Source organism: Pseudonocardia sp. OZ21, from assembly GCF_059359135.1.
In genome coordinates, this window is record NZ_JCADBN010000003.1 from 577,468 (window position 1) to 604,236 (window position 26,769).

The following is a 26,769-nucleotide window of genomic DNA, read 5'->3' on the forward strand; positions in this document are numbered from 1 at the left end:
GGTAGCGACGCCCCCGGTGCCGCTACCCACCGGTGGGAAGAGGCGCCCGCCGCGACCCTGATACATCCCGTTTCTCCCGTACGAGCCGGCGCGCCCGCTCGATCTCCGGCGGCGCGGGCACGTCGGGCAACAGGTGCGTCGCCACCCGCAGGGTCCGCAGTGCAACGGTGACGCCGAGGTCGGTGGTCGGCACGCCGGGCAGGCCGTACATGCGGCGCGCCCAGCGGGGCAGGGTCGCCAGCGCCAGCGAGGCGATGGCGGGGATGGCCAGCTTGGTGACCGTCGGGGCCTCGCCCCTCGGAGCGAACAGGTTGCCGACGGCGCGCCGGGCCTCGTCGGTGAGCCCCAGCTCAGGGCGCATGCGATCGAGGTAGGCCTGCATCTCCGCGCGGGAGGCGGGAGCGGCCGGCAGGCCCACGACACGGGCCGCGCTGACGCTCTCGGCGATGTACCGGTCGACCTCCTGGTCGTCGAGGATCCCGGCCCGGCGCGCGATCTCCGCGTAGGAGTCGATCTCCGTGGCGTGCACCCACAGCAGGCCGGAGGGCTCGTCGATCCGGAACGTCGCCCCGGTCTCGGGGTCGTGGCCGCGCAACGAGGAGTGGAGCTTCCGCACCCGGGCGGAGGCGACCTCGACGGCGGCCGTGGAACCGAACGTCCGCACCCCGACGAACTCCACGGTGCGCTGGAACCGCGACCATGCCTTGCGCGGGTCGAACAGTGCCGAGTTCTGGAACGTGCCGCGCATCACCCGCGGGTGCAGCGACTGCAGGAGCAGCGCCCGGAACCCGCCGATCCAGAGCACCGGTTCGATGTGCACGCGCCATGTCACGGAGTCCGGCCCGAACAACCCGTGGTCCTGCGGCTTCTCGGCCATGTCGCCCCCTTCGCCCGGCGGGTCGCGGCGAAGTCGGGTGCCGCGGCCCCGTCCAGCACAGCACCATCAGCGCCTGGCCGCGACTCGACAACCGGGTACGAACGGCACGTGTCGGTCACCGTGCCCGCAGCACGACCCCCCGTCAGCGTGCGGCGCTCAGCCGCCTGCGTCGTCCGGGTCGTTGCTGAGGTCTCCGTCGCGGATGTCGTCAGTCGAATCGTCGTCCGGGACGACGATCCCGGGGCCGCGGAGGCGGTACTCGCCGCCGTGTCCGGCCACCTCGTGCAGGTCGTAGTGGTGGACGATCTTCGGTCCGTCGTGCAGGTGGGTGTAGCGCACCGTGCACGGCGCGGGTTCGGCCGGTTCGCGGGTGTGCACCCGGCCGTCGAGCGGGCCGCCCACGAACCAGTAGACGTCGCGGCCGCCGTCCAGCGATGCCTCCTCCGAGGTCACGGGCGTTGTCTCCCGTGCAGGAGCTCCAGCATCCCGGGGAGCTCGAAGACCGTGGCGGTGGCGAGCGCCGACTGGCCACCTTGCGCGGGGTCGGCGCCGGCGTCGAGGAGGGCGATGACGGCGTCGGCACAGCTGCGGAAGATGGCGGCGGCGAGTGCGGTCTGCCCACGGTCGTTGACGCGGCCGGGGTCGGCACCGCGGGCCAGCAGCGCGGCCACGGTGTCGGCATGGCCGTGGTAGGCCGCGAGGATCAGCAGCGAGTCGCCCTTGTCGTTGGTGAGGTTGGCCGGGAGTCCGGCCTCGACGTTGGCGACCAGCTCGTCGGTACGTCCGTCGCGCGCGAGGTCGAACATCCGGTGCGCGAACGCCAGCGTCTCGGCGTCGAGATCGCCCGCGGGGGTGGGTTGCTCCGGTGGCACCCCCGACACGGTACGGGCGTCACCGCCCATCCGCCGTATTTGATCAAGAAACGGCGGGGGCCCTTTTCGTCCACGGCGTGCCATGGTCACGCCGTGCCCGAACCTGTGATCGACACCCTGGACGTGCCGGGAGCCAGGCTGCATCTCGAGACCCGCGGGTCCGGTCCGCTGTTGCTGTTCGTCGTCGGCGGCAACGGGGACTCGGCGATCTACGGCGGCGTCGCCGCTGCTCTCGCCGACCGCTTCACGGTCGAGGCCAACATGACGTTCTGGATGGAGCACGAGCTACGCCAGTACCCCCGCTACGTCCCCGACCTGGACGCGCTGGGCGCCGCCCGCGACCGGATCGTGCCTGCCGGCGGCCAGGAGTCACGCGGGCACATGCCCTACCGCCCCAACCTCGTGCTCGCCGAACGGCTCGGACTCCAGGTCGTCGACTTCGTGGGGGACCACGTCGGGTACGCGACGCACCCGACCGAGTTCGCGTCCCAGCTCGGCGCCCTGCTCACCGGCTCGGGGTCGGTCAGACCGGGTCGGTGAGGAACGCCGTGGCCGCCGCGGCCAGGTGGCCGGGATCCCGCACCCCGCACAGCTCCCGCGCCGAGTGCATCGACAGCACCGGGATCCCGACGTCGACCGTCCGGATTCCGAGGCGCGTGGCGATCAGCGGTCCGACGGTCGTGCCGCACGGCACCGTGTTCTTCCCGACGAACACCTGCGTCGGCACGCCGGCGTCACGGCAGGCGCGCTGCCACGCGGCCGCGCCGGGGGCGTCGGTGGCGTAGCGCTGGTTGGCGTTGACCTTCAGCGCGGGCCCACCGTTCGGCAGGGCTCGGTGGGTGGGGTCGTGGTGGCCGAGGTAGTTGGGGTGCGCCGCGTGCGTGACGTCCACCGACAGGCAGCGGGAGCCCGCGAAGGCAGCGCCGCGTGCGTCGAAGCCACCGGCCAGGCGGGTGAGCACCGTCTCCAGCAGGGGGCCGGCCGCACCGGTTGCCGACCCGCTGCCGATCTCCTCGTGGTCGAAGCCGACGAACACCGGGATGACTCCGGCGTCGTCGTCGGCAGCGGCGAGGAGCGCACCCAGGCCGGCGTGCACGGACGCGAGGTTGTCCAGGCGGGGCGCGGCCAGCAGTTCCTCCTCCTCGCCGAGCCGGGCGGGCGGGGTGACGTCGTGCACCACGAGGTCGTGTGCCGCCACCTCGTCGGGGTCGACCCCGACCTCGTCCGCGAGGAACTCGATGAGGTCGCCGTCGGCGGGCGCGCCGAGGCCCCAGACCGGGAGCAGGTGCTGCTGGGCGTCCAGGCTGAGGCCCTGGTTCACCTGGCGGTCGAGGTGGATGGCCAGCTGCGGCACCCGCAGCAGCGGCCGGTGGACGTCCACCAGCTTGGTGGTGCCGTCGTAGAGCGCGAGGCGTCCGGCCAGGCCGAGGTCGCGGTCGAGCCACGAGTTCCACAGCGCTCCGCCGTAGACCTCCACGGCGACCTGCCGCCAGCCGCCCGCTCCGACGTCCGGGCGTGGCTTGACCTTCAGCGTCGGCGAGTCGGTGTGCGCCGCGAAGATCCGCATCGGGGTGCCGGGAGGCGCTGCCTCCGGGACGAACCAGGCCAGCAGCGTGCCGTCCCGCACGAGGTAGCGGCCGCCCGAGCTCCCGTCCCACGGGCCCGCCTCGGGCTGCTCGGAGAACCCGGCGGCGGAAAGGCGTCGCACACCCTCGGCCACGGCGTGGTACGGGGTGGGTGCGGCTGCGATGAAGTCGGCGAGGTCGTGCGCGAGATCCGTCATCAGGTGCATCCTCTCCCACGTGCCCCGGCAGGAGTTCGACGTGGTGGTCGTCGGTGCGGGATCAGCTGGTTGCGCGCTCGCGGCCCGGCTGGCCGACGATCCGGCGCGGCGGGTGTTGCTGCTGGAGGCCGGTCCGGCCGCGCCGGCACCCGACCTGCTCGACGTCGGGTCCCTCGCCGCCACCCGGCCCGGGCATCCGAGCAACTGGGCCTACTCCGCGCAGCTGCGGCCCGGCTACGTCACGACGGTGCCTCGGGGACGCGGGCTGGGCGGGTCGAGCGCGATCAACGGGGCCAACTGGGTGCGCGCCACCCCCGCCGACGCCGACGGGTGGGGTGTTCCCGGCTGGACGTGGGCCGACCTGCTCCCGCACTACGTCCGCAGCGAGCACGACCTCGACCATCCGGGGCCGCCATGGCACGGCGACCGGGGGCCGGTGTCCGTCAGGCGGCCCTCCGGTGACCTGCTGCACCCGGCCACGCCCCGGTTCCTCGACACAGCGGGACGTCTCGGCTTTCCCGCGGAACCGGACAAGAACGCGGGCGGGGCGCCCGGTGCCGGGCTCGTCCCCAGCAACGGCATCGACGGGGTGCGGGTGAGCGCCGCACAGGCCTACCTGCGCCTGCCCCGGGCCGGCCTGGTCGTGCGGCCCGATGCGGCCGTGGCCCGCGTGCTGCTGGACGGCGACCGGGCCCGCGGCGTCGAACTGCTCGACGGCACGGTGGTGGATGCCGGGGAGGTCGTGCTCGCCGCGGGCGCGATCGCCACGCCACACCTGCTGCTGCTGTCCGGGATCGGTCCGCCCGACGACCTGCGGGCGGCGGGTGTGGCCGTGGCGCGCGAACTGCCCGGTGTGGGCCGGGACTGGTCCGACCACCCGGCCGTCTACCTCCCGTTCGCCACCGCCGACCCGCCCGCCCACCCGCACGCGTCGTGCGTCCAGGCTGCGCTCGACCTGGACGCCGGTGCCGACCCGGCCGGTGACGTCGAGGTCATGCTGTTCGTACGGCCGTTCGACGACGGGACCGCCCTGCACCTGATGTGCGCGCTGCAGCACCCCGACAGCCGCGGGACGATCAACCTCACCTCGCCCGACCCGCGCGTCCGCCCGCGGATCTCCTACGCGTACCTGCGCACCGAGCACGACCGCCGCAGGCTGCGGCACGCGATCCGCGTGGGAGCCGACCTGCTCCGCGCCGGGCTCGGCGTCCGGGCCGCCCCGGCCGGTGACGTCCTCGGCTCGGACCATGCCCTGGACGGCTGGATCGCCGCTCACCTCAGCACCGCCCAGCACCTGAGCGGGAGCGCAGCGATCGGCCCCGTGGTGGACGCCGAACTCCGGGTGCACGGCGTCCCGGGCCTGCGGGTGGCCGACACGTCGGTGCTGCCGGTGGTGCCCCGGCGCGGCACCGCCGCCACGGCCGTGGCCGTCGGGGAGAAGGCGGCGGCGCTGCTCCGCGCCTGATCCGGAAGGCCGTCGCTCACGCCGTGGCGGGGGCGTCCAGCTGCGGCCACAGCGCCCCCGGCGGCCAGTCGAGAACGATCCCGAACCGCTCGGCGAGCAGCGTCCGCTCCTCGTCGGGAGACACCGCCCGCTCGGTGCGCACGCCGTCGACGGCCTCGGAGAACACCCCGTTGAGCAGCGAGATCCGGCGGTCGGGGAGTGGCAGCACCGCGAACCGGCGGGCGCGGAAGTACGAGTCGGGATCGTGCTCGTGGTGGTCGGAACGTTCCGCGAAGTCCGCGAGCTCCCTCGGGGTCTCCTGCCACGCCCAGGCCCGCTCCCACCGGCCGTCGGAGTGGCGCTGCGCGGTCCACCACAGGTCGTCCTCGTGGTGCACCTCCACGTCTCCGTGGGTGCCCGGCTGCCGGGGCACGGGCTCGATCCAGGTCCCGCCGTTCCCGACGTCGGCGAGCCACGGGCCGTCGACGGTCTCGACGAGCAGCCGCAGGTGGTCGAAGTCGGGACCGCGGGTGCCGTGCTCGTCGAGGGCGAACGCCGAGAAGAGGGTGACCCCGAAGCCCAGCTCGCGCAGCAGCGCGGCGAACAACCCGTTGAGCTCGTAGCAGTAGCCACCGCGCTGCCGGTGGATCAGCTTGTCGGCGATGTCGTCGGGACGTAGCGAGATCGGGACGCCGAGGTGGATGTCGTAGTCCTCCGACGGCATCGTCCAGGCGTACGCGCGGTGCAGGGCGGTGAGTGCTGCGCTCGTGGGGGCGGCCGGGCGGTCCGCTCCGATCCGCGTCAGGAGGGCGTCGACATCCATGCACTCGAGTCTGTGCCCAACAAGCCGGCGTCGAGACAGTGCCGCAGCGGTACGAACAGCTCGTCGCGGCGCTCCCGCAGCTCGTCGAGGGTGAGCCAGGCGAGGTCGGTGGCCTTCTCCGGCTCCATGAGCCGCAGCTCACCGCCGGTGCGCCTGCACGCGAGGAACAGGGTGACGTAGTGGCGACCGATGTCGGGCATCGGGTCGTCGGTGAAACCCAGCCGGGCCGTGACGTCGACGACGAGGCCGGTCTCCTCGGCCACCTCGCGCACCGCCGTGTGCTCCGGGGACTCGCCGAACTCCTGGTGGCCGCCGGGCAGCCCCCACAGGCCCGCGCCGTGCGCTCCCGCCCGTCGCATCACGAGCACACGCCCGTCCTCGATCACGACCGCGCCGACACCGACCCGTACCTGCGTCACGCACCTATGCTCGCGCGCGTGAGCGCCAACCCGTTCCTCGCCCCCAGCCCGTTGCCCTTCGAGTTCCCGGACTTCGACGCCATCCGGGAGGAGCACTTCGCGCCCGCGTTCACAGCGGGGATGGAGCAACAGCGCGCGGAGGTGGACGCGATCACCGGCGACCCGGCGCCGCCGACGTTCGCCAACACGATCGTCGCGCTGGAGCGCTCGGGGGCGGTGCTGCAGCGGGTCTCGGCGGTGTTCTTCACGCTCGTCAGCTCGTGCAGCACGCCGGGGATCCGCGCGATCGAGGCGGAGTTCGCGCCCCGGCTCGCCGCGCACTCGGACGCGATCATGCTCGACCCTGCGCTGTTCGCCCGCATCGAGACGCTGCACGAGGCGCGTCACGAGCTGGGCCTGGACGCGGAGTCGCTGCGGTTGCTGGAACGGCTCCACCGTGACGCCGTGCGGGCGGGGGCGCGGCTGGGAGCCGCCGAGCAGGAGCGGCTGCGGGCCCTCAACGCCGAGCTGTCGACGCTCTCCACGGAGTTCGGCGCGAAGTTGCTGGCCGGCGCGAACGACGCTGCGGTCCTCGTCGAGGATCCGGCCGAGCTCGCGGGGCTGTCCCCGGACGCCGTCTCCGCCGCGGCGCGGGCGGCCACCGCGCGAGGCCACGACGGTGCGTACCTGATCACCCTCGTCCTGCCCACCGGGCAGCCGGTACTCGCCTCGCTCACCGACCGCGGGCTGCGCGAGCGGGTGCACCGCGCGTCGGTCACGCGCGGCCTCGGCGGCGAGCACGACACCCGGGGGATCGTGCTGCGCATGGCCGCGCTGCGTGCCGAGCGAGCGGCGCTGCTCGGGCACCCGCACCATGCGTCCTGGGTGGTGGAGATCGGCACGGCGGGCACGGTCGACGCCATCGACGCGATGCTGGGGAAGTTGGCTCCGGTGGCGGCGGTCAACGCGCAGGCCGAGGCCGACGAGCTGTCGACGGCAGCGGGCCACCCGATCGAGGCGTGGGACCGGGCGTTCCACGCCGAGCGGGTGCGCCGCGAGCGGTTCGACCTCGACGCCGACACGCTGCGGCCCTACCTCGAGCTGGAGCGCGTGCTGCACGACGGCGTCTTCCACGCCGCGGGCCGGCTCTACGGGCTGCGCTTCAGCGAGCGCCACGACCTGCCGCGCTACCACCCCGAGGTGCGGGTCTTCGACGTCTTCGACGAGAACGGGCAGCTCGGGCTGTTCGTCGCCGACCTCTACGCGCGGGAGTCGAAGCGCGGCGGGGCGTGGATGAACTCGTTCGTCACGCAGTCACGGCTGCTTGGCACCAGGCCGGTGGTGCTCAACACCCTCAACCTCGCCCGCCCGGCCGACGGGCAACCGACGCTGCTCACGATCGACAACGTCCGCACGCTCTTCCACGAGTTCGGGCACGCGGTGCACGGGCTGTTCTCCGACGTGCAGTACCCGACGTTCGCCGGCACGAAGGTGCCCCGCGACTTCGTCGAGTACCCGTCGCAGGTCAACGAGATGTGGCTGGAGGACCAGGAGGTCCTCGCGAACTACGCCCGCCACCACGAGACCGGTGAGCCGCTGCCGCCCGAGCTGGTGGCGCGGCTGGCCGAGTCGCGGCAGTTCGGAGAAGGGTTCGCCACCACCGAGTACCTGGCCGCGGCGCTGCTCGACCAGGCGTGGCACCGCCTCGGCCCGGACGAGCAGGTGACCGACGTGGAGACGTTCGAGGCCGACGCGATCGTCGCGGCCGGGGTGGCCGTCCCGACCGCCCCGCCGCGCTACCGGACCACCTACTTCAACCACATCTTCGGCGGCGGCTACAGCGCGGGCTACTACTCCTACATCTGGAGCGAGGTGCTCGACGCCGACACCGTGGAGTGGTTCGCCGAGAACGGCGGGTTGCGGCGCGAGAACGGCGACACGTTCCGGCGTGAGCTGCTCTCCCGCGGAGGGGCCGTGGACCCGATGGAGGCCTACCGAGCCTTCCGCGGCCGCGACCCCGAGATCGCGCCGCTGCTGGCGCGCCGCGGCCTCGCGGGCTGACCGCCGTTCGCTGACCGGCACCGCGGCACTCGGGAGACCGCGGAACTGGGGAGACCGGCATCCGGCCCCCCGGTACTCTCCGGGCGTGATCCTCTGAGCCCGCGGATTCCGCCCCCCACCCCCACGATCTCGGAGGTTCCCATGTCCCAGTCCCAGCCGCTCCCGCCGAAGCAGTCGGAGTCCGCCGACGAGCCCGCCCCCGAGGCGACGGAGGCCGAATCCGCCGCCGAGCCGGAGGAGCCGCTCAACCGCGCCGCCCGCCGGGCGAAGGCCAAGCAGGTCGACCCGTCCCATGTCGGGCCCCGCGCGGGGCACGCCAGGGAGGGCCACGGCGCCCGGAGCCACACCAAGCGCCGCATCAGCTGACCGGGAGCCGCCGACGCGGAATTCCTCCTGAACGGTGCGTGTTGCCGCTCATGATGTTTCCGCAGGTGCGGCTCTCGCTACTGGACCGGTCGCGCACCAGGTCCGGAGAGCCCGACGAGGCCGCGCTGGGCGACACCGTGGCCCGGGCCCAGCGCGCGGAACAGCTCGGCTACCACCGGTTCTGGGTGGCCGAGCACCACGCCGTCCCCGGCATCGCGAGCGGGAGCCCACCGGTTCTGATCGCCGCGGTGGCTGCTCGCACGGAGCGGATCCGGGTCGGCTCCGGCGGGGTGATGCTGCCCAACCACCAGCCGATCGTGGTGGCCGAGCAGTTCGCGATGCTGGAGGCGCTGTTCCCCGGCCGCATCGACCTGGGTGCGGGCCGCTCGCTCGGCTTCACGCCGCCGGTCCGCAGAGCACTGCGGCGCGACGAGGCCGCACCCGACACGTTCGCCGCTGATCTCGCGGAGCTGCGCGCCTACCTGGACGGCACCGCCCCCGTCACGGTGCGGCCGCGCCTCGACCGGCCCGTCCCGCTGTTCGTGCTCGCCACCGCACGTGGCCTGGCCGTTGCCGGGGACGCCGGCCTGCCGGTGGTGCTGGGAGGGCCGGCGCTCGACCGCGACGGGATCGGCGAGGAGCTGGCCGACTACCGCGCCCGCGTCCGCGCGGCGGGGGCGCGGCCCTACGTCGTGGTGTCGCGCGACGTGCTGGTGGCCGACTCGGTTGCCGCGGCTCGCGAGCTCGCGCTCCCGGAGGCGTGGGCACTGGCGGCGGCCCGCACGACCGGGCAGTTCCCCGCGCTGGAACCCGTCGACCTCGGCCGCCCGCTGTCGGCGCGGCAGCGCGCCGTGGTCGAGGAGGCGGTGGGCCGGACGGTGCACGGCGACGAGGCCGCGGTCGCCGACGAACTGGGTGACCTGCTCGCCCGGACCGGCGCCGACGAACTGCTCGCGTCCACCTCGACGTTCGACCGGGCCGCACTGCGCGAGTCCGACGCGCGGCTCGTCCGGATGTTCCCGTCAGCCGACTGACCCCGCAGAACACAACGTCCCGCCCGGTGGGGAGCGCCGGGCGGGACGGGTGTGCGACGGGCGGCAGTAGCTACTTGTAGATCCGCATGTAGTCGACGAGCATCTCGGACGACTTGGGAGTGCCGCCGTCGGGGAAGTAGTCGAGCTGGATCGTGGCGTGCATCTTGCCGGGAGGCATCGTTTTGGAGTCGGTGCTCTCGAACCACTTCTCGCCGTCGATGTAGCCGGTGATCCGGCCGTCCACCCATTCCACGGCGTAGTTGTGCCACTGGGTGATGTCGAGCTTCTTCGTGGCCGACTTCTGCTGGTTGCTGGCGCTGTAGTGCAGGAAGAACGACACGTCGTCCGAGGCGCTGGTGGTCTCGGCGAAGTCGATCTCGCCACCCTCCGGCCAGTCGTGGTCGCTCGGCCAGAGGATCAGCACGGGGTGGTACTGCGAGTCACCGGCGGGGAACTTCGCGCGCATCTCCCACTTGCCGAAGCGCTGGCCGTCGCTCCACGCCATGCCGCCGCTGTTGCCCTTCGAGTCGCCTCGGATGACGAGCGAGCCGTTCTCGACGCTGACCTGCTTCTCGGAGCGGGTGCCGTTGCCGGCGTTCCCCTCGCCTTCGTACACGCCCCACTTCGAGCTCAGGCCGCTGTTGAACTCGTCGCCACCGGCCGGGGTCCAGCCGAGGCGCTGCGCGGCCTGCTTGCCGTCGCTCACGGCCTTCGCGACGGGCGGCGGTGGGGCCGGCTTCCGCGACGTGCTCTTCGTGGTGGAGCTCGTTGCCTCCTTGGACTCCGGAGCGTCCTTGGTGGCCTCGGGTGCGTCGCTCGTGGTGGGGAGCGGAAGGGCATCGGTGGGAACGGCGAGCGTCGTGGTCGGGTCGGTCCGAACGATCGCCGTGCTCAGCTCGGGCGCGGCGAGCGAGGTGTCCTCAGCAGGTCGCAGGGTGGTGGCGACCGTGGTGGCCACCAGCATCACCGTGGCGCCGATCGCGAGCGGAGCCAGCCTGCGGGTGAGGGAGCGCTGGGGAAGCGGGTCGGAGGTGACTACGGCGTCGACGTTCTCGCCCGCACGGCGGCGATGACGCCGCCCCTGGGTCACGGTGGGGGAGCCGTGCTCTGCGGAAATTCGTGCGATCAGCTCGGTCGGGGATTCCGAGCGATCTTCCGCAGCGGAGGTTGTCCGTCGCATGGGGCGGAACCATAAAGAAGGTGGAGCCCGATGATCAGCAAACCTGAGAGGTCAGGTTGCGCGTTCGCGCCAGCAGGTCGGTCAGGCGCGCCAAAACGACGTCAGACGGACGGATGGGGCAGCTTGAGTACTCCATTCGGAGTACCTGGGCTCTCAGCTGACCGGGATGTACCTCTCAGAACGTTCAAGGTTGCTCCGTTAGACGATTGTTATCGCGGCTCGGCTGCGAGAAGCTAGGCGCGATGCTCCCCGCTGCTCCCCCGGGGGGTGCGTCCTCGTACGTGTCGACAGCACTGTCGACACGTGTGTCCGTACCCCCGAACGATCATGTCCTGTTGGCGCTACCCCCGACGGCCGCGTCGGCTGCTGTGCTGCGCAGCCTCCGGTCGGAAGGGGTGTCGGTCAGCCCCGTCAGCGACGGCATCGGCGTGCTCGACGCCGTCCGCTCGCGCGACCCCGCCCTGCTGGTGCTCGATGTCGAGCTGCCCGGACCGGACCAGGCTGCGGTACTCGCGGCCGTCCAGACCGAGGCGCCGAACGTGCCGGTCATCGCGGTCACCCCGCGGGAACGTCGCGCGAGCCTGCTCGGTCAGCTGCGCGGCGACCGCGACGACTACCTGCTGCGGCCCTTCGCCGTCGACGAACTCGCCGCGCGGATCCGGCTCCGGCTGCGGCTCGGTGCCGCCGTCGAGAACACCGTGATCCGGCACGGTGAGCTGACCGTCGACACCGAACTCGGGGAGGTGACCGTCGACGGACAATCGGTTTCGTTGTCTCCCACCGAATTCGCGATGTTGATGGCGCTTCTCGCCGACCCGGGTGAAGTCGTCTCCCCGGACAAGCTGGCGAGCGCCGTCTGGTCCGAGCCGGCGTCCGCCAATCTCGTGCAGGTCTACATCTCTTACCTGCGCCGCAAGATCGGCGCCGAACGGATCCGCACCGTCCGTGGTGAGGGGTACGTCCTCGAGCCCTGAGGCCCGCCAGGTGGCCGTGACCCTATGGAGCGATAACGCTTCGGGTGTCATCCGGTCTCCAGGCGTGCAGGGCCGCTCACCCCGTGCTACCCAGTGCACACGCGGGTCGCGAGGGGTCGGCCCTGAGGAACCTCGGGAGTTGCAATGACCGTGACCGGGATCATCACAGCGATCGTCATCGGTGCCATCATCGGCTTCCTCGGGCGGCTCGTGGCGCCCGGAAAGCAGAACATTCCGATCTGGCTGACCATTCTGGTCGGAATCGTGGCCGCGTTCATCGGCACGTTCATCGCGAGGCTGTTCGGCGTGGCCAGCACCGGCGGCATCGACTGGATCGAACTCATTCTGCAGATTGTCGTCGCCGCCATCGGTGTCACCATCGTGGCAGGTGCCTATGGCAGGCGCGGGGTCACTCGCTGACGCTCGCGCACGCAGCGGCCCGGTCCCGACAGCGTGGTCGGGGCCGGGCCGGTGTCGTCTCAGGGCAGGTTCGCCGCCGCCCGTGGGCGGGTCAGCCCGTGAACGACCGAGCCGCGGCCAGGAAGGCGTCGTTCTCGTCGGGCGCGGACACCGTCACCCGCACCCCGTCGGAGGCGAACGGACGGACGACCACCTTGTGGTCAAGACAGTGCGCGGTGAACGGACCGGTCCGGTCGCCCAGCGCGAGCCACACGAAGTTGGACTGGGAGACCGGCACGGTGTAGCCGGCCTCCAGCAGCGCGTCGCGCACCCTGCTCCGCTCGGTGACCACGTCCTTGCACCAGGCGAGCAGTTCGGCAGCGTCGTCGAGAGCCGCGATCGCCCCGGCCTGCGCCACCGAGCTGACGCTGAACGGCGAGCACACCTTCCGCAGAGCGGTCGTCACCGCAGGCGAGCTGACGGCGTACCCCACCCGAAGCGCCGCGAGGCGGTAGGCCTTGGAGAACGTCCGCAGCACCACCAGGTTGGGGTGGGCGTCGATCAGTGCCATCCCGTCGACGGCCTCCGGGTCCGTGACGTACTCGTAGTACGCCTCGTCCAGTGCCACCAGGACATCGGGACCGACCGAGACGAGCAGCCGCTCCATCTCGTCGCGCGTCACGACCGTGCCCGTCGGGTTGTTCGGGCTGCAGACGATCACCAGGCGCGTCTGCGGGGTGACGGCGGCGATCATGGCGTCGACGTCGTGCCGGAAGTCGGCGTCCAGCGGCACCGCGCGGATCGTCGCGCCGCCGATCTGCGTCACGATCGGATAGGACTCGAACGAGCGCCAGGCGTACACGACCTCGTCCGACGACTCGGAACAGGTGGCCTGCACGAGCTGCTGGCACAAGGTGACGGACCCGCAGCCGATGGCGATCCGCTCGGTGTCCACGCCGAGGTACTGCGCGAGGCGTGCCGTGAGGCCCGTGACGGCGAGATCCGGGTACCGGTTGCCACCTGCGGCGGCCTCGGCGATCGCTGCGAGCACCCGGGGTGTCGGGGGCAGCGACACCTCGTTGCTCGCCAGCTTGATCGCCCCGGGAATCGCGCGTCCGGGGACGTACGCCGGGAGCGTGTCGAGATCGGGGCGGATCAGCGTCATGTGGACACCTTATGTGTGTCGCCACCACGACGTGCCCGCCGCTGTCTCACTCGCTGAGCCGTGCAACCCTTGTGGCCATGACCGAGATCAGGACGGAGACCGTCCCGCTGGTCGATGGCAGCTCTCTGCGACTCACCGTGGCGGAGCCGGACGGTCCGGTGCGCGGCGGGATCGTGGTCCTGCACGAGGCGCGGGGCGTCACCGACGCGGTGCGCGGGCTCGTGCAAGGTCTCGCCGGGGACGGCTGGCTCACCGTGGCGCCGCACCTCTACCACCGCGACGGGGCCGACGAGTTGGACGGCGCCGCCGACGACGAGGTCCAGCAGCAGGTCGACCGGCTCGAGGGCGAGCAGATCATGGCCGACACCGACACGGCCTTCGGCTGGCTCGCCGAGCACGACATCACCGCCGACCGGATGGGCGTCATCGGCTTCGACCTCGGCGGCTCGGTCGCGCTGGTGGTGGCGGCCAACCGCAGGCTCGGCGCCGCGGTCACGGTGGCGGGGGAAGGCATCGCCGACGCCGCCTCCACGGGTCTCCCGTCACTGATCGAGGCCGCCCCCGGACTCACCTGCCCCTGGCTCGGGATCTACGGCGAGACGGCCGACGGCGAGCCGGACCCGGGGATCAGCAGGCTGCGCGACGCGGCGAGCTCCTCGGAGGTGGCCACGGACGTCGTCGTGTACCCCCACAGCGGCCACCGCTTCGACGACGACCCGAACTCCGCAGCCGACGCCTGGCAGCGCACCTTGAACTGGTTCGACTCCCACCTGCGCTGACGCCCCGCCCACCCCGCGAGTCGCCCGCTCCGGCCGCGCGAGTCGCCCGTTTGGTGTGCGCGAGTCGCCCGCTCCGGCCGCGCGAGTCGCCCGCCACGGCTGCGCGAGTCGCCCGGTTTCCGTGCGCGAGCGGCCCGCCCACGCCCGCGAGTCGCCCGTTCCTGCGCGCGAGTCGCCCGATCGAGGAGCCCCGAGTCGCCCCGATCCGGCGCGGGGGGATGCCCGTCCAGCTTGCCGGCGGGGCCTGCGGCCACCTGTGCCGTGGGCCACGAGCAGACCCATGTGAGGTCATGCGCGGGGTGGGGCGGCAGCCCATGTCCGAGGCGCGCTGATGGGCCGTGTCGTGGTGTGTGGACCCACTACAAGGCCGGGGAGACGTGCACGACCTCTCCCCGCCCCGGTCGGCCCTGGCGCGACCCGTCGGCGGCTTGCATGCTGACCGTCATGGCTGCGTCCGAGATCCCCGACGTCCTGTGGACTCCCGACCCGCACCACGTCGGCCCGATGACCGAGTTCATGGCGTGGGTGCAGGACCACCGCGGGGTGGACGTGCCCGACTACGCGGCGTTGCACAGCTGGTCGGTCGAGGACCTGGAGGGCTTCTGGTCCGCCGTCGCCGAGTTCGAGGGTGTCCGGTTCCACACGCAGCCGAGTGCGGCGCTGGGCGGGCGTGAGATGCCGGGCGCAAAGTGGTTCCCCGGCGCCACGCTCAACTACGCCGAGCACGCGCTGACTCCGGGCCCGGGCCGGGAGGACGGCGACATCGCACTCGTGTTCGCTCGCGAGGACGGCCTGGAGCGGACGGTCACGCACGCCGAGCTGCGCGACCTCGTCGGCCGGGCGCGAGCGGGCCTGGTGCGGATGGGGGTCGGCCGGGGGGACCGGGTCGTCGCCCTCGCCCCGAACTGCGTCGAGACGCTGGTGACGTTCCTCGCTGCTGCCAGCCTCGGTGCGATCTGGTCGTCCTGCTCGCCGGACTTCGGCGCGCGGGCCGTGCACGACAGGTTCGCGCAGATCGAGCCGGCGGTGCTGCTGGCCGTGGACGGCTACGTCTACGGCGGGAAGCGGTTCGACGTCCGCGCGAACATCGAGGCCCTGCGTGCGCAGCTGCCGATGCTGACGGCGACCGTCCTCGTCCCGTACCTGGACGAGGACGCGACGCTCGACGGCACGGTGTCGTGGAACGACTTCACCGCGACGCACGCGCCACTGGAGTTCGAGCCCGTGCCTTTCGACCACCCGCTCTGGGTGCTGTACTCGTCCGGCACCACGGGACTGCCCAAGGGCATCGTGCACGGCCACGGCGGGATCGTCCTGGAGCACGTGAAGTCCCTGGGCCTGCAGATGGAGCTCGGCCCCGGTCACCGCTTCTTCTGGTTCACCACCACCGGCTGGATGATGTGGAACCTGCTCATCGGGGGCCTGCTGGTGGGCAGCACCGTCGTGCTGTTCGACGGCAACCCCGGCCATCCCGACCTCGGCGCGCTGTGGAAGCTCGTCGAACGCCACCGCATCACCTACTTCGGGGTGTCGGCGCCGTTCATCCAGTCCAGCCTCAAGTCCGGGCTGCGCCCCCGCGACCAGTACGACCTGGGGTCGCTCGTCGCGATCGGATCGACCGGGGCGCCGCTGTCGGTCGAGGGTTTCCGGTGGGTCGGCGACGCCGTGGGTGAGGACATCCAGCTCTGCTCCGTGTCCGGTGGCACCGACGTGTGCTCCGCTTTCGTCGGCGCGTCCCCCCTCGTGCCCGTGTGGCTCGGCGAGATCTCCTGCGCAGCCCTCGGCGCTGCGGTCGCCGCATACGACGAGTCCGGCAAGGAACTCGTCGACGAGGTGGGCGAGCTGGTCATCACCCAGCCGATGCCGTCGATGCCGGTGTCGTTCTGGAACGACCCCGACGGTGCCCGGCTCCGCGAGGCCTACTTCGAGGACTTCCCGGGTGTCTGGCGCCACGGGGACTGGGTGCGGCTCACACCGCGCAACTCCTTCGTCATCTACGGCCGCAGCGACTCCACCCTGAACCGCGGCGGCGTCCGGATGGGCACCGCCGACTTCTACGCCGTGGTCGAGGGCGTCGAGGAGATCCTCGACTCACTGGTGATCGACACCACAGAGCTCGCCGCCAGCGACGACGGAGCCCTGCTCTGCTTCGTCGTGCTGGCCCCGGGAGCATCGCTGGAGGACGTCGAGCCGGGCCTGCGCCGCACCCTGCGTTCCGAGCTGTCGCCCCGGCACGTCCCGGACCGGTTCATCGTCGTGGACGCCGTCCCACGCACCCTCAACGGCAAGAAGTGCGAGGTACCGGTCAAGAAGATCCTTTCGGGTGTGGCGCCGGACAAGGCCGTGAGCCGGGGGGCCCTCCAGAACCCCGAGGCGCTCGCTCCGTTCCTCGCGCTGGTGACCCCCGGGGGGGCGTGATCGGCCGGAACGGCATGTGTAGTCTGGTGTCCGCTGGAGGCCGAGAGGCCCCGGGAGGCTTCGCCTAGTCTGGTCTATGGCGCCGCACTGCTAATGCGGTTTGGGGTCACCCCCCATCCCGGGTTCAAATCCCGGAGCCTCCGCACCTGGAGTGGTCGGGTAACATCGGCTGCGACGGAGTACGACAACTGAAGAGCACGCGCCCGTAGCTCAACGGATAGAGCATCTGACTACGGATCAGAAGGTTAGGGGTTCGAATCCCTTCGGGCGCACCATTGCTGACCTGGCGGTTCTCCGAATCTGGAGAGCCGCCAGCGTTGTTTCCATGATCATGCGAGTGTGTTGCGAGGGTGTTCTCTTCTAACCGGCCCCGTTCGGTGCCATGGCGGCCCGGGTCGCGGCCTCCGCCGCCCGCTCCGCGGCAGCCGCGTCGAGAGCCGCGCCGTAGGTGTCGGCTGCACCCGCCGCGATGTCCCGCGTGAGGTGGCCGTACAGATCTGCAGTGATCGCCAGCTGCGTGTGGCAGGAGCACCTTCGACACCACCGGCAGCGGGACACCGGACCGATCATCAGCGTGACCGCGGCCGCCCGGCACAGCGGGCCGAACCGCTTCAACACGTGCTCCGGCCGGAGCGGGGCGCCGCCATCCCGGGCGAACACGAGGCGCTGATCCTCATACGCCTTACCCCACTCGTCCCGTTCGAGCTGCTGGCGCGTCGCCTGCACTTCCAGCGCAGCGACCACCCTCGAGGGCAGCCCGATCTCCGCCGACGAGGCTCGCGTCTTCGGCTCGCCGAACACCAGGTGGCCGCCGACGTCGGACAGGGTCCGGCGCACGAAGAGGCTCCGCGCCTCGATGTCGATGTCCTCCCACCGCGGCGCAGCCCGCACTCGACCAGCACCACCGGGAAGGTGCTCAGCCAGCGCCTCAAAGGCTCGCCGGACGTGCTGGACGCGGCCGGGATCGCGTTCCGCGCGGGCCAGTCGAACGGCACACGGTGGGTGGAGCTGACCCCGACGCCCGCAGCCGACGACGAGGACGAGTGAGCGCCCGCGCCAACTGTCCGCAGGGGCGGACGCAGCGGCGCAGCAGGGGCGCACGAAAACGCCTTGCGCCCCTTGCGCCCCTTGACGGTCACCGCACTCCACTTGACCAGCGCAAACGCACCTCAGCAGGCAGGGGCGCAAGGCCGAATCCTGCGCCCCCGCTGCGCCCCTGCCATCTCCACTGACCTCACGAGGAACCCGACCTCGGAAGCTGACCGAACCATCCGATGAGGACGGCGCGGGCAGCCCGCCGGCCTCCCCGCGCTCGCGGGGGTGGTCCGCTGATGTTGCCGTGCTTACTCGCGGGGGTGTCCCTCCCGGGCATCTTGTTCAACTCGGCGCCGAGAGTGTTCTCCGCGTCCCTGGGGGTGATCCCTGCTACGCGACCAAGGTCATCGACAACTATGTCCAGCTCCCCGCGCTCGCAGGGTGGTCCTTGCGCCAGTTTGGCCATTGCGTCGTCCGCGTAGCGTGGTACCTGCGCTCGCGGGGACTCGCCGAACGTGCCGACCGGTCGCGAACGAGACCCGAACCGCGGCTGCAGAGCCCCTCACGGCATTCGCAGCCTCAACGCTCCGGCCACCTGCGGTCATCGGCGGCCAGGTACTTGCGCGAGCAGGCGGGTAGGCGTAGGCACACCGGGTACGCGGAGGTGTCCGATGGGGGCAGGCGCGCTGCCGGGCCGAGACCCGCCCGCTCGGGGCGAGATGCTGCTGCATGAGAGCGCGCGCACGCGGGTCACTCGACTGGTCTTCCCTGGGCGAACGGTCGTCCGGAAGGAGCCGCGGGCGCTGGACGCGCAGCGGCGGCTGCGGCACGAGCGGGCGATGCTGGAGCGGCTGCGCAGTGTTGCAGGGCTGGCGCAGCTGGTGGAGGCGCCGCAGTACCCGGGGTCGATCGTGCTGGCCGACGCCGGGGAGAGCACGTTGGCCGGGTTGGCCACGCCGCTGGCCGTCGATGAGCTGATCCGGCTGGCCATCGAACTGGCCCGGGCGGTGGCGGGGATGCACCGCCGCGGGGTGATGCACCGGGACATCACCCCGGCCAACGTCGTGATCTCCCGTGACGGGGCCCCGTGCCTGGTGGACTTCGCGTTGGCGACCTCGTTCGCCGAGATCCACCCGGAGTTCGCCCACCACAGCGAGATCGTCGGGTCGCTGCCCTACCTCGCCCCCGAGCAGACCGGGCGCACCGGCCGGGCGGTGGACCAGCGCGCCGACCTGTACGCCCTGGGCGCGACGCTCTACGAGTTGGCCACGGGTGAACCGCCGTTCGGCTCTGACGACCCGCTGCGTCTTACCCACGATCACCTGGCGCGGGTGCCGGTGCCGCCGGCCACGGTGAACCCGGCGCTGCCGGCTCCGCTGTCCGAGATCGTGATGCGGTTGCTAGAGAAGGAACCGGACCACCGCTACCAGAGCGCGGAGGGTCTGGCCCACGACCTGCAACAGGTCCGCGACGCCCAGGCGCATCCGGCGGCGGCTCCGGTGCGCATCGGCGAGCACGACGTTCCGCTGCGGTTGCTGCCGCCGCGGCTGGTGGGGCGCGAGGCCGAGTTGGCGGCGTTGAAGGCGGCGTTCGACGAGGCGCTGGCCGGCCGCTGCCGGGGAGTGCTGGTCAGCGGGGCGCCGGGGGTGGGCAAGACCGCGCTGGTCGATCAGCTGCGGCCGGTGGTGGCGGGCCGGGATGGCTGGATCGTGACCGGAAAGTTCGACCAGTACCGGCGGGACGTGGAGTTCGACGCGGGTCACCAGGCGTTCCGGGCGTTGGGCCGGCTGTTGCTGGTCGAGCCGGAGGACGAGCTCGGCGAGGTCCGGGAACGGATCCTCGAGGCGCTCGGAGCGAACGCGGGTCTGTTGAGCGCGGTGGTGCCGGAGTTCGCCGTACTGCTGGGGGTGGCGCCGGATTCGGGGGATCCGCTGACCGCGCAGGCGCGGGCGCAGCGAGCGGCGGTGCAGGTGCTGCGGGCGGTCGCGTCGCCGAAACGGCCGGTCGTGGTGTTCGTCGACGATTTGCAGTGGGGTGGGCGCACCCCGCTCGGCTTCGTCGATCTCGTGCTGTCCGAGGAACCGGTCGAGGGCCTGTTGCTGGTGGGGGCCTATCGCGACGCCGAGATGGATCCGGCGCATCCGTTGGCCGCATTGCTGTCGCGGTGGCGCGAGCAGGCCGGCGTGCGCTGGCTGGGGCTGGACAACTTGGCGGTGTCGGGCCTGGTCACCATGCTGGCGGAGACGCTGCACGCGGACCGGACCACCGTGGCGGGCCTGGCCGAGATGATCAGCGATCGCACGTCCGGTAACCCGTACGAGACGGTGGAGCTGTTCAACGCCCTGCAACGCGACGGCGTGCTGGCGGCGACCGCCGCCGGGTGGCGGTGGGACGACGCGGCGGCGCGGGCTCGTCTGGGCCGGTCGGAGGTGGCCGGGCTGCTGGCGGCGCGGGTCGCGGCGATGCCGGCGACCTCCCGCGCGCTGGTCGAGGCGATGGCGTGCCTGGGCGGGCGAGCCGAGATCAGCCTGCTGCATACCGCCACAGATGCGCCACCTGGCGTGGTGGACCAGCAACTGGCGCCCGCCCTCGACGAGGGCGTCCTGGTGATGGAGCCCGGGCCGCGTGAAGCCGTGCGGTTTCGCCACGACCGCACCCGCGAGGTCGTCCTGAGTGGGCTGGCCCCGCAGCGGCGACGCACCCTGCAGCTGGTCATCGCGCGGCGACTGGCCGCGGTACCGGAGCTGTTCGCGGTGGCGGCCGAACAGTACCTGCCGGTGATCGACGCCGTCACCGAGGCGGCGGAGCGCCGGCTGGTGGTGGGGCTGCTGCGCCGCGCCGCCGACCAAGCGACGTTGATCGGGGAATACACGCTGGTGAACGCACTGCTGGTCGCCGCGCTACGGCTGATCGCGCCGGGCGAGACCGCCACGCTGATCGAGGTGCGTACCGGCCGCCACTCCGCCCTGTACAGCCTCGGGCGCCTCGACGAGGCGGACGCGGAGTACCACACGATCGAGCAGCTGTGTCCCGACGCGATCCAACGCGCCGACGCGACGGCGGTGCAGGTGCGCAGCCTGACCCACCGCAAATGCTTCACAGAGGCGATCGATCTGGGCCTGAAGTCGCTGCGCGCGTGCGGCATCACCGTTCCGGCCGCCGACCAGCTCGTCGCCGATCTCGACCACCAGTTCGAGTACCTGTACCGGTGGCTGGACACCGACGCCGCCGAGGATCTGGTTCGGCCGGAGATCACCGACCCCACGCTGCTCGCTGCGACCCGCCTGCTCGACGCGACCCTGCCGCCGGTCTCTTTCCTCGCCGACCACACCAGGCTTGCCTGGCTGAGCCTGGAAGCGCTGCGGATCTGGCGCGAGCACGGACCCGGACGCACCTTGGTCTGCTCCGCCTGCTTCGCCTCTTACTACGCCGTGGTACAGCGCGGCGACAGCGCCGGATACCGGGCGTTGGGGCGGCTCCTGGCGTGGGGCGAAGCCCGCGGCTATGAGCCCGAGACCTCGTACGCGTACTACTACTTCGCCATCCTCAGTTGCTGGTTTCAGCCGCTTGAGAACGGTGTCCACGCCATTCTGCGTGCCCGCGAGGGGCTGATCGCAGGTGGCGCCCTGGCGTACGCCGGCTACACCTATCACTCGATCGAGTACTTCTTGCTCGACTGCGCGCCAACCCTCGACCACCTCGTCGACCAGCTGGAGGCAGGCGTCGCCTTTGCACGGCGCACCGGCAACGAACAGATCGGCCAGGTGCTCGACGGTCACCGGTGGCTGGCCGGTGTGCTGCGCGGCGCAAGCTCGGACCCGATCGGTACGGCGGATCCCACCGATCGATACGCCGACAACCCGATGGCGCTTCTGTACGCGCATCTCAACCGGGCGATCGCCGCCGCCGTCTTCGGCGATCCACCCGGCCTGGCACAGCACACCGCTGCGGCGATGCCGCTACTACCGGCCATCCTGGGCCACTACTCGACCGCCTTGGCCCGCCTGCTGCGTGGGTTGGCCCTGGCCGGGCAAGCCCGCAACACAGCCGGTGACGAGCACGCCCCTCTGCTGTCCGAGCTGGACGAGACGACGCGGTGGCTGGCTGCACGTGCCGCGGACGCGCCGGACAACTTCCTGCATCTGTTGCGGTGGCTGGAGGCCGAGCGGGCGTGGGCGATGGGGGATTACCGGGGCGCCGAGCTGGCCTTCGACGCCGCCCGCCGCCAGGTCGCCGGCCGTACACGGCCCTGGCACCGGGCGTTGATCACCGAACGCGCGGCCCGCTTCTCCCTGGCCCGCGGCCTCGACCACGCCGGTCACGAGCTGCTCGCCCAGGCCCGCCAGCACTACGCCGCCTGGGGCGCCACCGCCAAAGTCGACCAACTCGACTGGGCCTACCCCACCCAGCAACCCCACCCCGACGCCACCACCGGAGGCGGCGAACAGCCCACTGATCTGGTGCAGGAACGCGGAAGGGTCACCACCGGCACCCTCGACCTGTTGGGCGTCCTGGCCGCCTCCCAGGCGCTGAGCTCCGAGACCAGCATCGACAGCCTGCACGCCCGCGTGGCCCAGGTGCTCGGCGCGATGACCGGCGCCACCGGCGTGCGCCTGCTGCTGTGGAGCGACGACCACCACGACTGGCGGCTACCCGCACCCGGCGGCGACACCGTAGCGGTGAGCGGCACCGGGCCCGAACACGTGGTGCCGCTGTCGGTGCTGCGTTATGTCCAACGCACCGAGGAACTCCTAATCGTGCCCGACGCCACCGACGACGACCGCTTCGCCCGCGACCCCTACCTCGCCGACCTCGCCTGCTGTTCCCTGCTGGCCGTGCCCATCCTCAGCCGCGGCAACCTGCGGGCGGTGCTGCTGCTGGAGAACCGGCTCATCCGCGCCGCGTTCACCACCGACCGACTCGACGCGGTCACCCTCATCGCCGGCCAACTCGCGGTCTCCCTGGACAACGCCCAGCTCTACACCGAACTCACCACCTCCCGCACCCGCATCGTCACCACCGCCGACCAGACCCGCCGTCGCATCGAACGCGACCTGCACGACGGCGCCCAACAACGCCTGGTCACCCTCGCCCTGCAGCTGCGCGCGGCGCAGGCGGCCGTCCCGCCCGACGCCGGCGAACTCGCGGTCCAGCTGGACGAGCTGGCCGCCGATGCCACCAGCGCACTCGACGAGCTGCGCGAGCTCGCCCGCGGCATCCACCCGGCGATCCTCGCCGAAGGCGGCCTGCACCCCGCGCTCAAGACCCTCGCCCGCCGCGCCACCGTCCCGGTCGAACTCGACGTCCGCCACGACGGCCGGCTGCCCGAACAGATCGAGATCGCCGCCTACTACCTGGTCGCCGAGGCCCTGGCCAACACCGCCAAACACGCACACGCCACGGCCCTCACCGTCACCGTCGACACCGACCCCGCCGACACCGCCCTGCACGTCCGGGTGCGCGACAACGGCCGCGGCGGCGCCGACCCCGCCGGCGGAACCGGCCTGGTCGGACTCAAGGACCGCGTCGAAGCGCTCGGCGGCCGGCTCTGGGTGCTCAGCGCCCCCGGCGCGGGCACCACCGTGCACGCCGAGCTCCCGCTGAGCTGGGCTCACGCCGTCCCCGGTTGCCCAGAAGGTTAGGGGTTCGAATCCCTTCGGGCGCACAGAGATTGGCCAGGTCAGGGCCCTACTTCACTTCGGTGCGGCGGGGCCCTGAGTCGTCTCGGAGACCGGGCGTCTCCGAGCGGGTGATCCACCTCCCCCGGAGGCCGATCGGCTCAGTCGGCGATTGCCCGCAGGTAGACCTCTGCGAGGCGGCGCAGGTGCGGTCGGAGCTCGGCTGGGGACTCCACGGTGAAATCCATGCCGAGCATGCCGATGTAGGCAGCGATGGTTTCGAGGCTGTCGGCGCCCGTGACGAGCACCGATTCCGTGTCCGTGATCGACTCGACCACCCCGACGGTCGGGTTGATGCGATCGAGCACCGCTTCGGCATGCGCGGCGATGCGCAGGCGGGCGTGCACCTCCCAGCCGCTCGTGGCGATCGAGCGCATGGCGAAAGCCGTGTAGTCGCCGCCCGGCAACGGCGAGGGCGGGAAGCTGCGACCTGTCGGCATCCGGGGTTCGATCCAGTCCGCCCGGAAGGTGTCCCACTCGCCGGACGAGGGGTCGCGCCCGACGAGATGCCAGCGGCGTTCCCAGCTCAGCAGACGGTAAGGCTCGACGAGCCGGGCTGCTCCGCGGTAGTCGAAGCGCAACAGTTCGACCTGGCGGACGGCGGTCGCGATCGCCGTGAGCACGGAGTGGTCCACCTCGGGATCCGGTGCGTCGGTACCGGTGTTCTCGGGTGCTCGATCGACCACCGACGAGAGCGCCGCCACGGTCGATCGCAACCGTGGCGGGAGCACCTGTTGGAGCTTCGCCAGCGCTCGCGCGCTCGACTCCATGATCCCGGTGATGCCGGTCGCCGCCCGCAGGCCGACCGCAACGGCGACGGCCTCCTCGTCGTCGAGCAGCAGCGGCGGCAGCTTGCCGCCGGCGCCGAGACGGTATCCGCCGGTCGTGCCTCTCGTGGTTTCGACCGGATAGCCGAGCTCGCGCATCCGGTCGATGTCGTTGCGGATGGTTCGCGACGTCACGCCGAGGCGAGCGGCGAGTTCGGTGCCGGTCCAGGCCGGCCGCGACTGCAGCAGGGCGAGCAGGGCGAGGAGCCGTCCGGTGGTATCAGCCATGGTTGAACTTTCCTCGTTCAATAGGAACGAAGTGTTCCTATATCGACGATACCGTGGCCAACATGACCAACACCGACATCCTCCCCTTCCGCGTCGAGGTCACCCCGGCCGAGGTCGACGATCTGATGGACCGGCTCTCGCGCACCCGCCTGCCCCAGCCCGCCCCCGGTGACGACTGGACCTACGGCACCCCGAACAGCTACCTCCACGAGGCGGTGCAGCGCTGGCGCACCGGCTTCGACTGGCCGGCCCAGCAGGAGCGAATCAACGCCGTGCCGCACTTCACGACCGAGGTCGACGGGCAGACCCTGCACTTCATCCACGTGCGCTCGGCCCACCCCGACGCGACGCCGCTCCTGCTCGCCCACACCTACCCCGGATCCGCTGTCGACTACCTCGACATGATCGGCCCGCTCACCGATCCGGTCGCGCACGGCGGCCGCGCCGAGGACGCCTTCGACCTGGTGATCCCGGACGCCCCCGGCTACGGCTTCTCGAACCCCGTCGCCGAAGCCGGTTGGGACACAGCCCGGGTGGCACGCGCCTATGACGAGCTCATGCGGAGACTCGGGTACACCCGGTACGGCATCCACGGCTCGGACAACGGCGCCATGGTGGCCCGGGAACTCGGGCTCCTGAACCCCGACGGCTTCCTCGGCCTGCACGTGTTGCAGCTGTTCTCCTTCCCGTCCGGCGACCCCAGCGAGTTCGAGCGCCTCGAGCCGCAGGACTACGCGGGGCTCGAGCACATGAAGTGGTTCCAGTCGGTCGGCGGCTACAACACGATGAATGCGAGCCGGCCGCAGACCGTCGCGGTCGGCCTCAGCGACTCGCCGGTCGCCCTGCTCGCCTACAGCGAGCTGTTCAACTCCTTCGGCAACGGCACGTCCCTGGTGCCGCTCGACACGATCCTCACCGAGGTCTCCGTGAACTGGTTCGCCAACGCCGCGGCGGGCATGAGCCGTAGCTACCTCGAGAACGCCCGCGCCGAGGGCGAGCCGCAGGTGAACTCCGCGCCAACCGGCGTCGCCGTCTTCGCCGACGACTTCCAGACGATCAAGGTCTTCGCCGAGCGGGACAACTCCAACATCGTGCACTGGAGCCGCTTCGACAAGGGCGGTCACTTCGCCGCGCTCGAGGTCCCCGAGGTCGTCGTCGGCGACATCCGGGCGTTCTTCGCCGCGCTGCGCTGAGCCTCGCGCCTCCCGGGCGTGCCCCGCCCGGGACGTGTATGCCGTGCGTGTCGGGGGTCGAGGTCGTGTGGGAGCACGTCACATGATGTATGGGATGAGCTGGCCGAGGGCAGCCCTGAACGACGTGCACCATCCTCACGGTCCGGGTGACCAGGCATGTGGACGCCGGCGTCAGGCCGTGGCCGGATCGGCGACGGGCACGATGCGCGTGCCGGTTCTGCCGGCCCACGCCTCGCCCATGGTGCTCGGGGAGGTGATGAGCACCTCCCGGCCACCGGTCTCGAGGAACTGGAGGGCTGCTTCGACCTTCGGCCCCATGCTCCCGGGTGGGAACTGGCCATCGGTCAGATGCCGGCGTGCCTCGGCCACGTCCATCCGGTCGAGGAACCGCTGATCGGGCCGGCCGAAGCGCACGGCGACCTGCGGGACCCCTGTCGTGATCACGAGCAGTTCGGCGTTCAGCGCCCTGCCGAGCAGGGCGGACGCGAAGTCCTTGTCGATGACGGCCTCGACGCCGCGGTAGCGGCCGTCGGGGTCCTCGACCACCGGGATGCCGCCCCCGCCAGCGGCGACGACGACGAACCCGGCCTCGGTCAGCGTTCGGACCGCCTCCCGCTCGAGGAAGCGACCGGGCAGCGGCGAGGGGACGACGCGGCGCCAGCCACGGCCGGAGTCCTCCGCGACCGTCCACCCGTGCTGCCGGGCCAGGCGCTCCGCGTCTGCGCGGGAGTAGAAGGAGCCGATCGGCTTGGTGGGCTGCTGGAACGCCGGGTCGGCGCGGTCGACGACGGTGTGGGTGAGCAGCGCGACCACCTGCTGCGGCATGCCGCGTACCTGCAGCTCACTGGTGAGCGTGCTGGCGAGGATGTAGCCCAGGCTGCCCTGGGAGTCGGCCACGCACATGTCGAGGCCCAGGCTGGGCAGCTCCGGCGCCAGCTCGGCGACCAGGTCGGAGCGCCGTTTGATGAAGCCGACCTGTGGACCGTTGCCATGGGTGAGTACCACCCGCCACCCGGAATCGATCATCTCGCAGAGTCCGCCGGCGATGCCACGCGCCGCTTCGAACTGCTCGGCGATCGTGGCGTCCGGACCGTCGTCGAGCAGGGCGTTGCCACCGATCGCGACCACTGCCGTCGGGCTGTTCACCAATGTGACGGTAGGGAAGGACGTGGCTGGGATCACTGGCTCCGGTTGCCGGAGAAACGGTGCCTTCCTTGGCGTCGGGTGACATGGTC

23 protein-coding genes and 2 tRNA genes are annotated in these 26,769 nt (G+C 71.7%); 14 read left to right on the forward strand and 11 right to left on the reverse strand.

Features of this window, described 5'->3' with window-relative positions:
- Nucleotides 1-22: 22 nt before the first annotated feature.
- The 3 genes from AC5L35_RS09580 to AC5L35_RS09590 form a co-directional block, all read right to left on the reverse strand.
- The gene (locus AC5L35_RS09580; RefSeq protein WP_495059189.1) at nucleotides 23-877 is read right to left on the reverse strand and encodes an oxygenase MpaB family protein; all 855 of its coding nucleotides are present in this window, start codon (nucleotides 875-877) and stop codon (nucleotides 23-25) included.
- Between the two features lie 156 nt (nucleotides 878-1,033).
- Nucleotides 1,034-1,330: a DUF8847 domain-containing protein gene (locus AC5L35_RS09585; protein ID WP_495059190.1), complete on the reverse strand. Its 297-nt coding sequence runs from the start codon at nucleotides 1,328-1,330 to the stop codon at nucleotides 1,034-1,036.
- Nucleotides 1,327-1,749, reverse strand: coding sequence for an ankyrin repeat domain-containing protein (locus AC5L35_RS09590; protein WP_495059191.1), 423 nt, complete (start codon nucleotides 1,747-1,749; stop codon nucleotides 1,327-1,329). The genes AC5L35_RS09585 and AC5L35_RS09590 overlap by 4 nt, the downstream gene beginning before the upstream one ends.
- A 93-nt stretch (nucleotides 1,750-1,842) precedes the next feature.
- Between AC5L35_RS09590 and AC5L35_RS09595 the strand changes: the two genes are divergently transcribed.
- Complete coding sequence (locus AC5L35_RS09595) at nucleotides 1,843-2,289, forward strand: alpha/beta fold hydrolase (RefSeq protein WP_495059192.1); 447 nt, start codon at nucleotides 1,843-1,845, stop codon at nucleotides 2,287-2,289.
- Here AC5L35_RS09595 and AC5L35_RS09600 read toward each other — a convergent pair.
- Entirely contained in the window at nucleotides 2,273-3,532 is a 1,260-nt protein-coding gene (locus AC5L35_RS09600; protein ID WP_495059193.1) for a M18 family aminopeptidase, read from the reverse strand. The two genes, AC5L35_RS09595 and AC5L35_RS09600, sit on opposite strands and share 17 nt — an antisense overlap.
- A gap of 19 nt (nucleotides 3,533-3,551) precedes the next feature.
- Between AC5L35_RS09600 and mftG the strand changes: the two genes are divergently transcribed.
- Nucleotides 3,552-4,997 carry a mycofactocin dehydrogenase MftG gene (gene mftG, locus AC5L35_RS09605; RefSeq protein ID WP_495059194.1) on the forward strand — a complete coding sequence of 482 codons (1,446 nt, stop codon included), beginning with the start codon at nucleotides 3,552-3,554 and terminating at the stop codon, nucleotides 4,995-4,997.
- 16 nt (nucleotides 4,998-5,013) lie between these two features.
- Here mftG and AC5L35_RS09610 read toward each other — a convergent pair whose 3' ends face one another.
- Together AC5L35_RS09610 and AC5L35_RS09615 are read right to left on the reverse strand one after the other, a co-directional pair.
- Nucleotides 5,014-5,799, reverse strand: coding sequence for an arylamine N-acetyltransferase family protein (locus tag AC5L35_RS09610; RefSeq protein WP_495059195.1), 786 nt, complete (start codon nucleotides 5,797-5,799; stop codon nucleotides 5,014-5,016).
- Nucleotides 5,778-6,218 carry a nucleotide triphosphate diphosphatase NUDT15 gene (locus AC5L35_RS09615; protein WP_495059196.1) on the reverse strand — a complete coding sequence of 147 codons (441 nt, stop codon included), beginning with the start codon at nucleotides 6,216-6,218 and terminating at the stop codon, nucleotides 5,778-5,780. The genes AC5L35_RS09610 and AC5L35_RS09615 overlap by 22 nt, the downstream gene beginning before the upstream one ends.
- A gap of 18 nt (nucleotides 6,219-6,236) precedes the next feature.
- On the opposite strand from AC5L35_RS09615, the gene AC5L35_RS09620 reads away from it, so the two are divergent.
- From AC5L35_RS09620 to AC5L35_RS09630, 3 genes are all read left to right on the forward strand, one after another.
- Nucleotides 6,237-8,258, forward strand: coding sequence for a M3 family metallopeptidase (locus AC5L35_RS09620; RefSeq protein ID WP_495059197.1), 2,022 nt, complete (start codon nucleotides 6,237-6,239; stop codon nucleotides 8,256-8,258).
- Between the two features lie 141 nt (nucleotides 8,259-8,399).
- Nucleotides 8,400-8,624, forward strand: a complete 225-nt coding sequence (locus tag AC5L35_RS09625; protein WP_495059198.1) for a hypothetical protein — start codon at nucleotides 8,400-8,402, stop codon at nucleotides 8,622-8,624.
- Between the two features lie 50 nt (nucleotides 8,625-8,674).
- Nucleotides 8,675-9,658 carry an MsnO8 family LLM class oxidoreductase gene (locus AC5L35_RS09630; protein ID WP_495059199.1) on the forward strand — a complete coding sequence of 328 codons (984 nt, stop codon included), beginning with the start codon at nucleotides 8,675-8,677 and terminating at the stop codon, nucleotides 9,656-9,658.
- Nucleotides 9,659-9,728: 70 nt separating this feature from the next.
- Here AC5L35_RS09630 and AC5L35_RS09635 read toward each other — a convergent pair whose 3' ends face one another.
- On the reverse strand, nucleotides 9,729-10,748 hold the full coding sequence (locus AC5L35_RS09635) for a glycoside hydrolase family 16 protein (protein WP_495059200.1): 1,020 nt from the start codon (nucleotides 10,746-10,748) through the stop codon (nucleotides 9,729-9,731).
- Nucleotides 10,749-11,173: 425 nt separating this feature from the next.
- Between AC5L35_RS09635 and AC5L35_RS09640 the strand changes: the two genes are divergently transcribed.
- Both AC5L35_RS09640 and AC5L35_RS09645 read left to right on the forward strand, forming a co-directional pair.
- Nucleotides 11,174-11,812: a response regulator transcription factor gene (locus AC5L35_RS09640; RefSeq protein WP_433277459.1), complete on the forward strand. Its 639-nt coding sequence runs from the start codon at nucleotides 11,174-11,176 to the stop codon at nucleotides 11,810-11,812.
- A 144-nt stretch (nucleotides 11,813-11,956) separates the two neighbouring features.
- A complete protein-coding gene (locus AC5L35_RS09645; protein WP_169398057.1) occupies nucleotides 11,957-12,232 on the forward strand; it encodes a GlsB/YeaQ/YmgE family stress response membrane protein in 276 nt (91 codons plus the stop codon).
- Nucleotides 12,233-12,323: 91 nt separating this feature from the next.
- Here AC5L35_RS09645 and hisC read toward each other — a convergent pair whose 3' ends face one another.
- Nucleotides 12,324-13,376 carry a histidinol-phosphate transaminase gene (gene hisC / locus AC5L35_RS09650; protein WP_495059201.1) on the reverse strand — a complete coding sequence of 351 codons (1,053 nt, stop codon included), beginning with the start codon at nucleotides 13,374-13,376 and terminating at the stop codon, nucleotides 12,324-12,326.
- A 77-nt stretch (nucleotides 13,377-13,453) separates the two neighbouring features.
- Here hisC and AC5L35_RS09655 point away from each other — a divergent pair, with 77 nt between their 5' ends.
- The 4 genes from AC5L35_RS09655 (at nucleotide 13,454) to AC5L35_RS09670 (ending at nucleotide 16,848) form a co-directional block, all read left to right on the forward strand.
- The gene (locus AC5L35_RS09655) at nucleotides 13,454-14,155 is read left to right on the forward strand and encodes a dienelactone hydrolase family protein (RefSeq protein WP_495059202.1); all 702 of its coding nucleotides are present in this window, start codon (nucleotides 13,454-13,456) and stop codon (nucleotides 14,153-14,155) included.
- Nucleotides 14,156-14,599: 444 nt separating this feature from the next.
- Entirely contained in the window at nucleotides 14,600-16,573 is a 1,974-nt protein-coding gene (locus AC5L35_RS09660; protein WP_495059203.1) for an acetoacetate--CoA ligase, read from the forward strand.
- Nucleotides 16,574-16,626: 53 nt separating this feature from the next.
- A tRNA-Ser gene (locus AC5L35_RS09665) sits at nucleotides 16,627-16,716 on the forward strand.
- A gap of 56 nt (nucleotides 16,717-16,772) precedes the next feature.
- A tRNA-Arg gene (locus AC5L35_RS09670) sits at nucleotides 16,773-16,848 on the forward strand.
- A gap of 85 nt (nucleotides 16,849-16,933) precedes the next feature.
- Here the strand turns inward: AC5L35_RS09670 and AC5L35_RS09675 are convergent.
- A complete protein-coding gene (locus tag AC5L35_RS09675) occupies nucleotides 16,934-17,464 on the reverse strand; it encodes a hypothetical protein (protein ID WP_495059204.1) in 531 nt (176 codons plus the stop codon).
- 21 nt (nucleotides 17,465-17,485) lie between these two features.
- On the opposite strand from AC5L35_RS09675, the gene AC5L35_RS09680 reads away from it, so the two are divergent.
- Together AC5L35_RS09680 and AC5L35_RS09685 are read left to right on the forward strand one after the other, a co-directional pair.
- Nucleotides 17,486-17,620 carry a hypothetical protein gene (locus AC5L35_RS09680; RefSeq protein ID WP_495059205.1) on the forward strand — a complete coding sequence of 45 codons (135 nt, stop codon included), beginning with the start codon at nucleotides 17,486-17,488 and terminating at the stop codon, nucleotides 17,618-17,620.
- Nucleotides 17,621-18,279: 659 nt separating this feature from the next.
- Nucleotides 18,280-23,250 (forward strand): AAA family ATPase, encoded by a 4,971-nt coding sequence (locus AC5L35_RS09685; RefSeq protein WP_495059206.1) that lies wholly within the window; start codon nucleotides 18,280-18,282, stop codon nucleotides 23,248-23,250.
- 137 nt (nucleotides 23,251-23,387) lie between these two features.
- Here the strand turns inward: AC5L35_RS09685 and AC5L35_RS09690 are convergent, their stop codons facing one another.
- Entirely contained in the window at nucleotides 23,388-24,341 is a 954-nt protein-coding gene (locus AC5L35_RS09690; RefSeq protein WP_495059207.1) for a helix-turn-helix transcriptional regulator, read from the reverse strand.
- A gap of 62 nt (nucleotides 24,342-24,403) precedes the next feature.
- Between AC5L35_RS09690 and AC5L35_RS09695 the strand changes: the two genes are divergently transcribed.
- The gene (locus tag AC5L35_RS09695; protein ID WP_495059208.1) at nucleotides 24,404-25,534 is read left to right on the forward strand and encodes an epoxide hydrolase family protein; all 1,131 of its coding nucleotides are present in this window, start codon (nucleotides 24,404-24,406) and stop codon (nucleotides 25,532-25,534) included.
- Between the two features lie 171 nt (nucleotides 25,535-25,705).
- Here AC5L35_RS09695 and AC5L35_RS09700 read toward each other — a convergent pair whose 3' ends face one another.
- Nucleotides 25,706-26,680, reverse strand: coding sequence for a carbamate kinase (locus tag AC5L35_RS09700; protein ID WP_495059209.1), 975 nt, complete (start codon nucleotides 26,678-26,680; stop codon nucleotides 25,706-25,708).
- Between the last annotated feature and the right edge of the window lie 89 nt (nucleotides 26,681-26,769).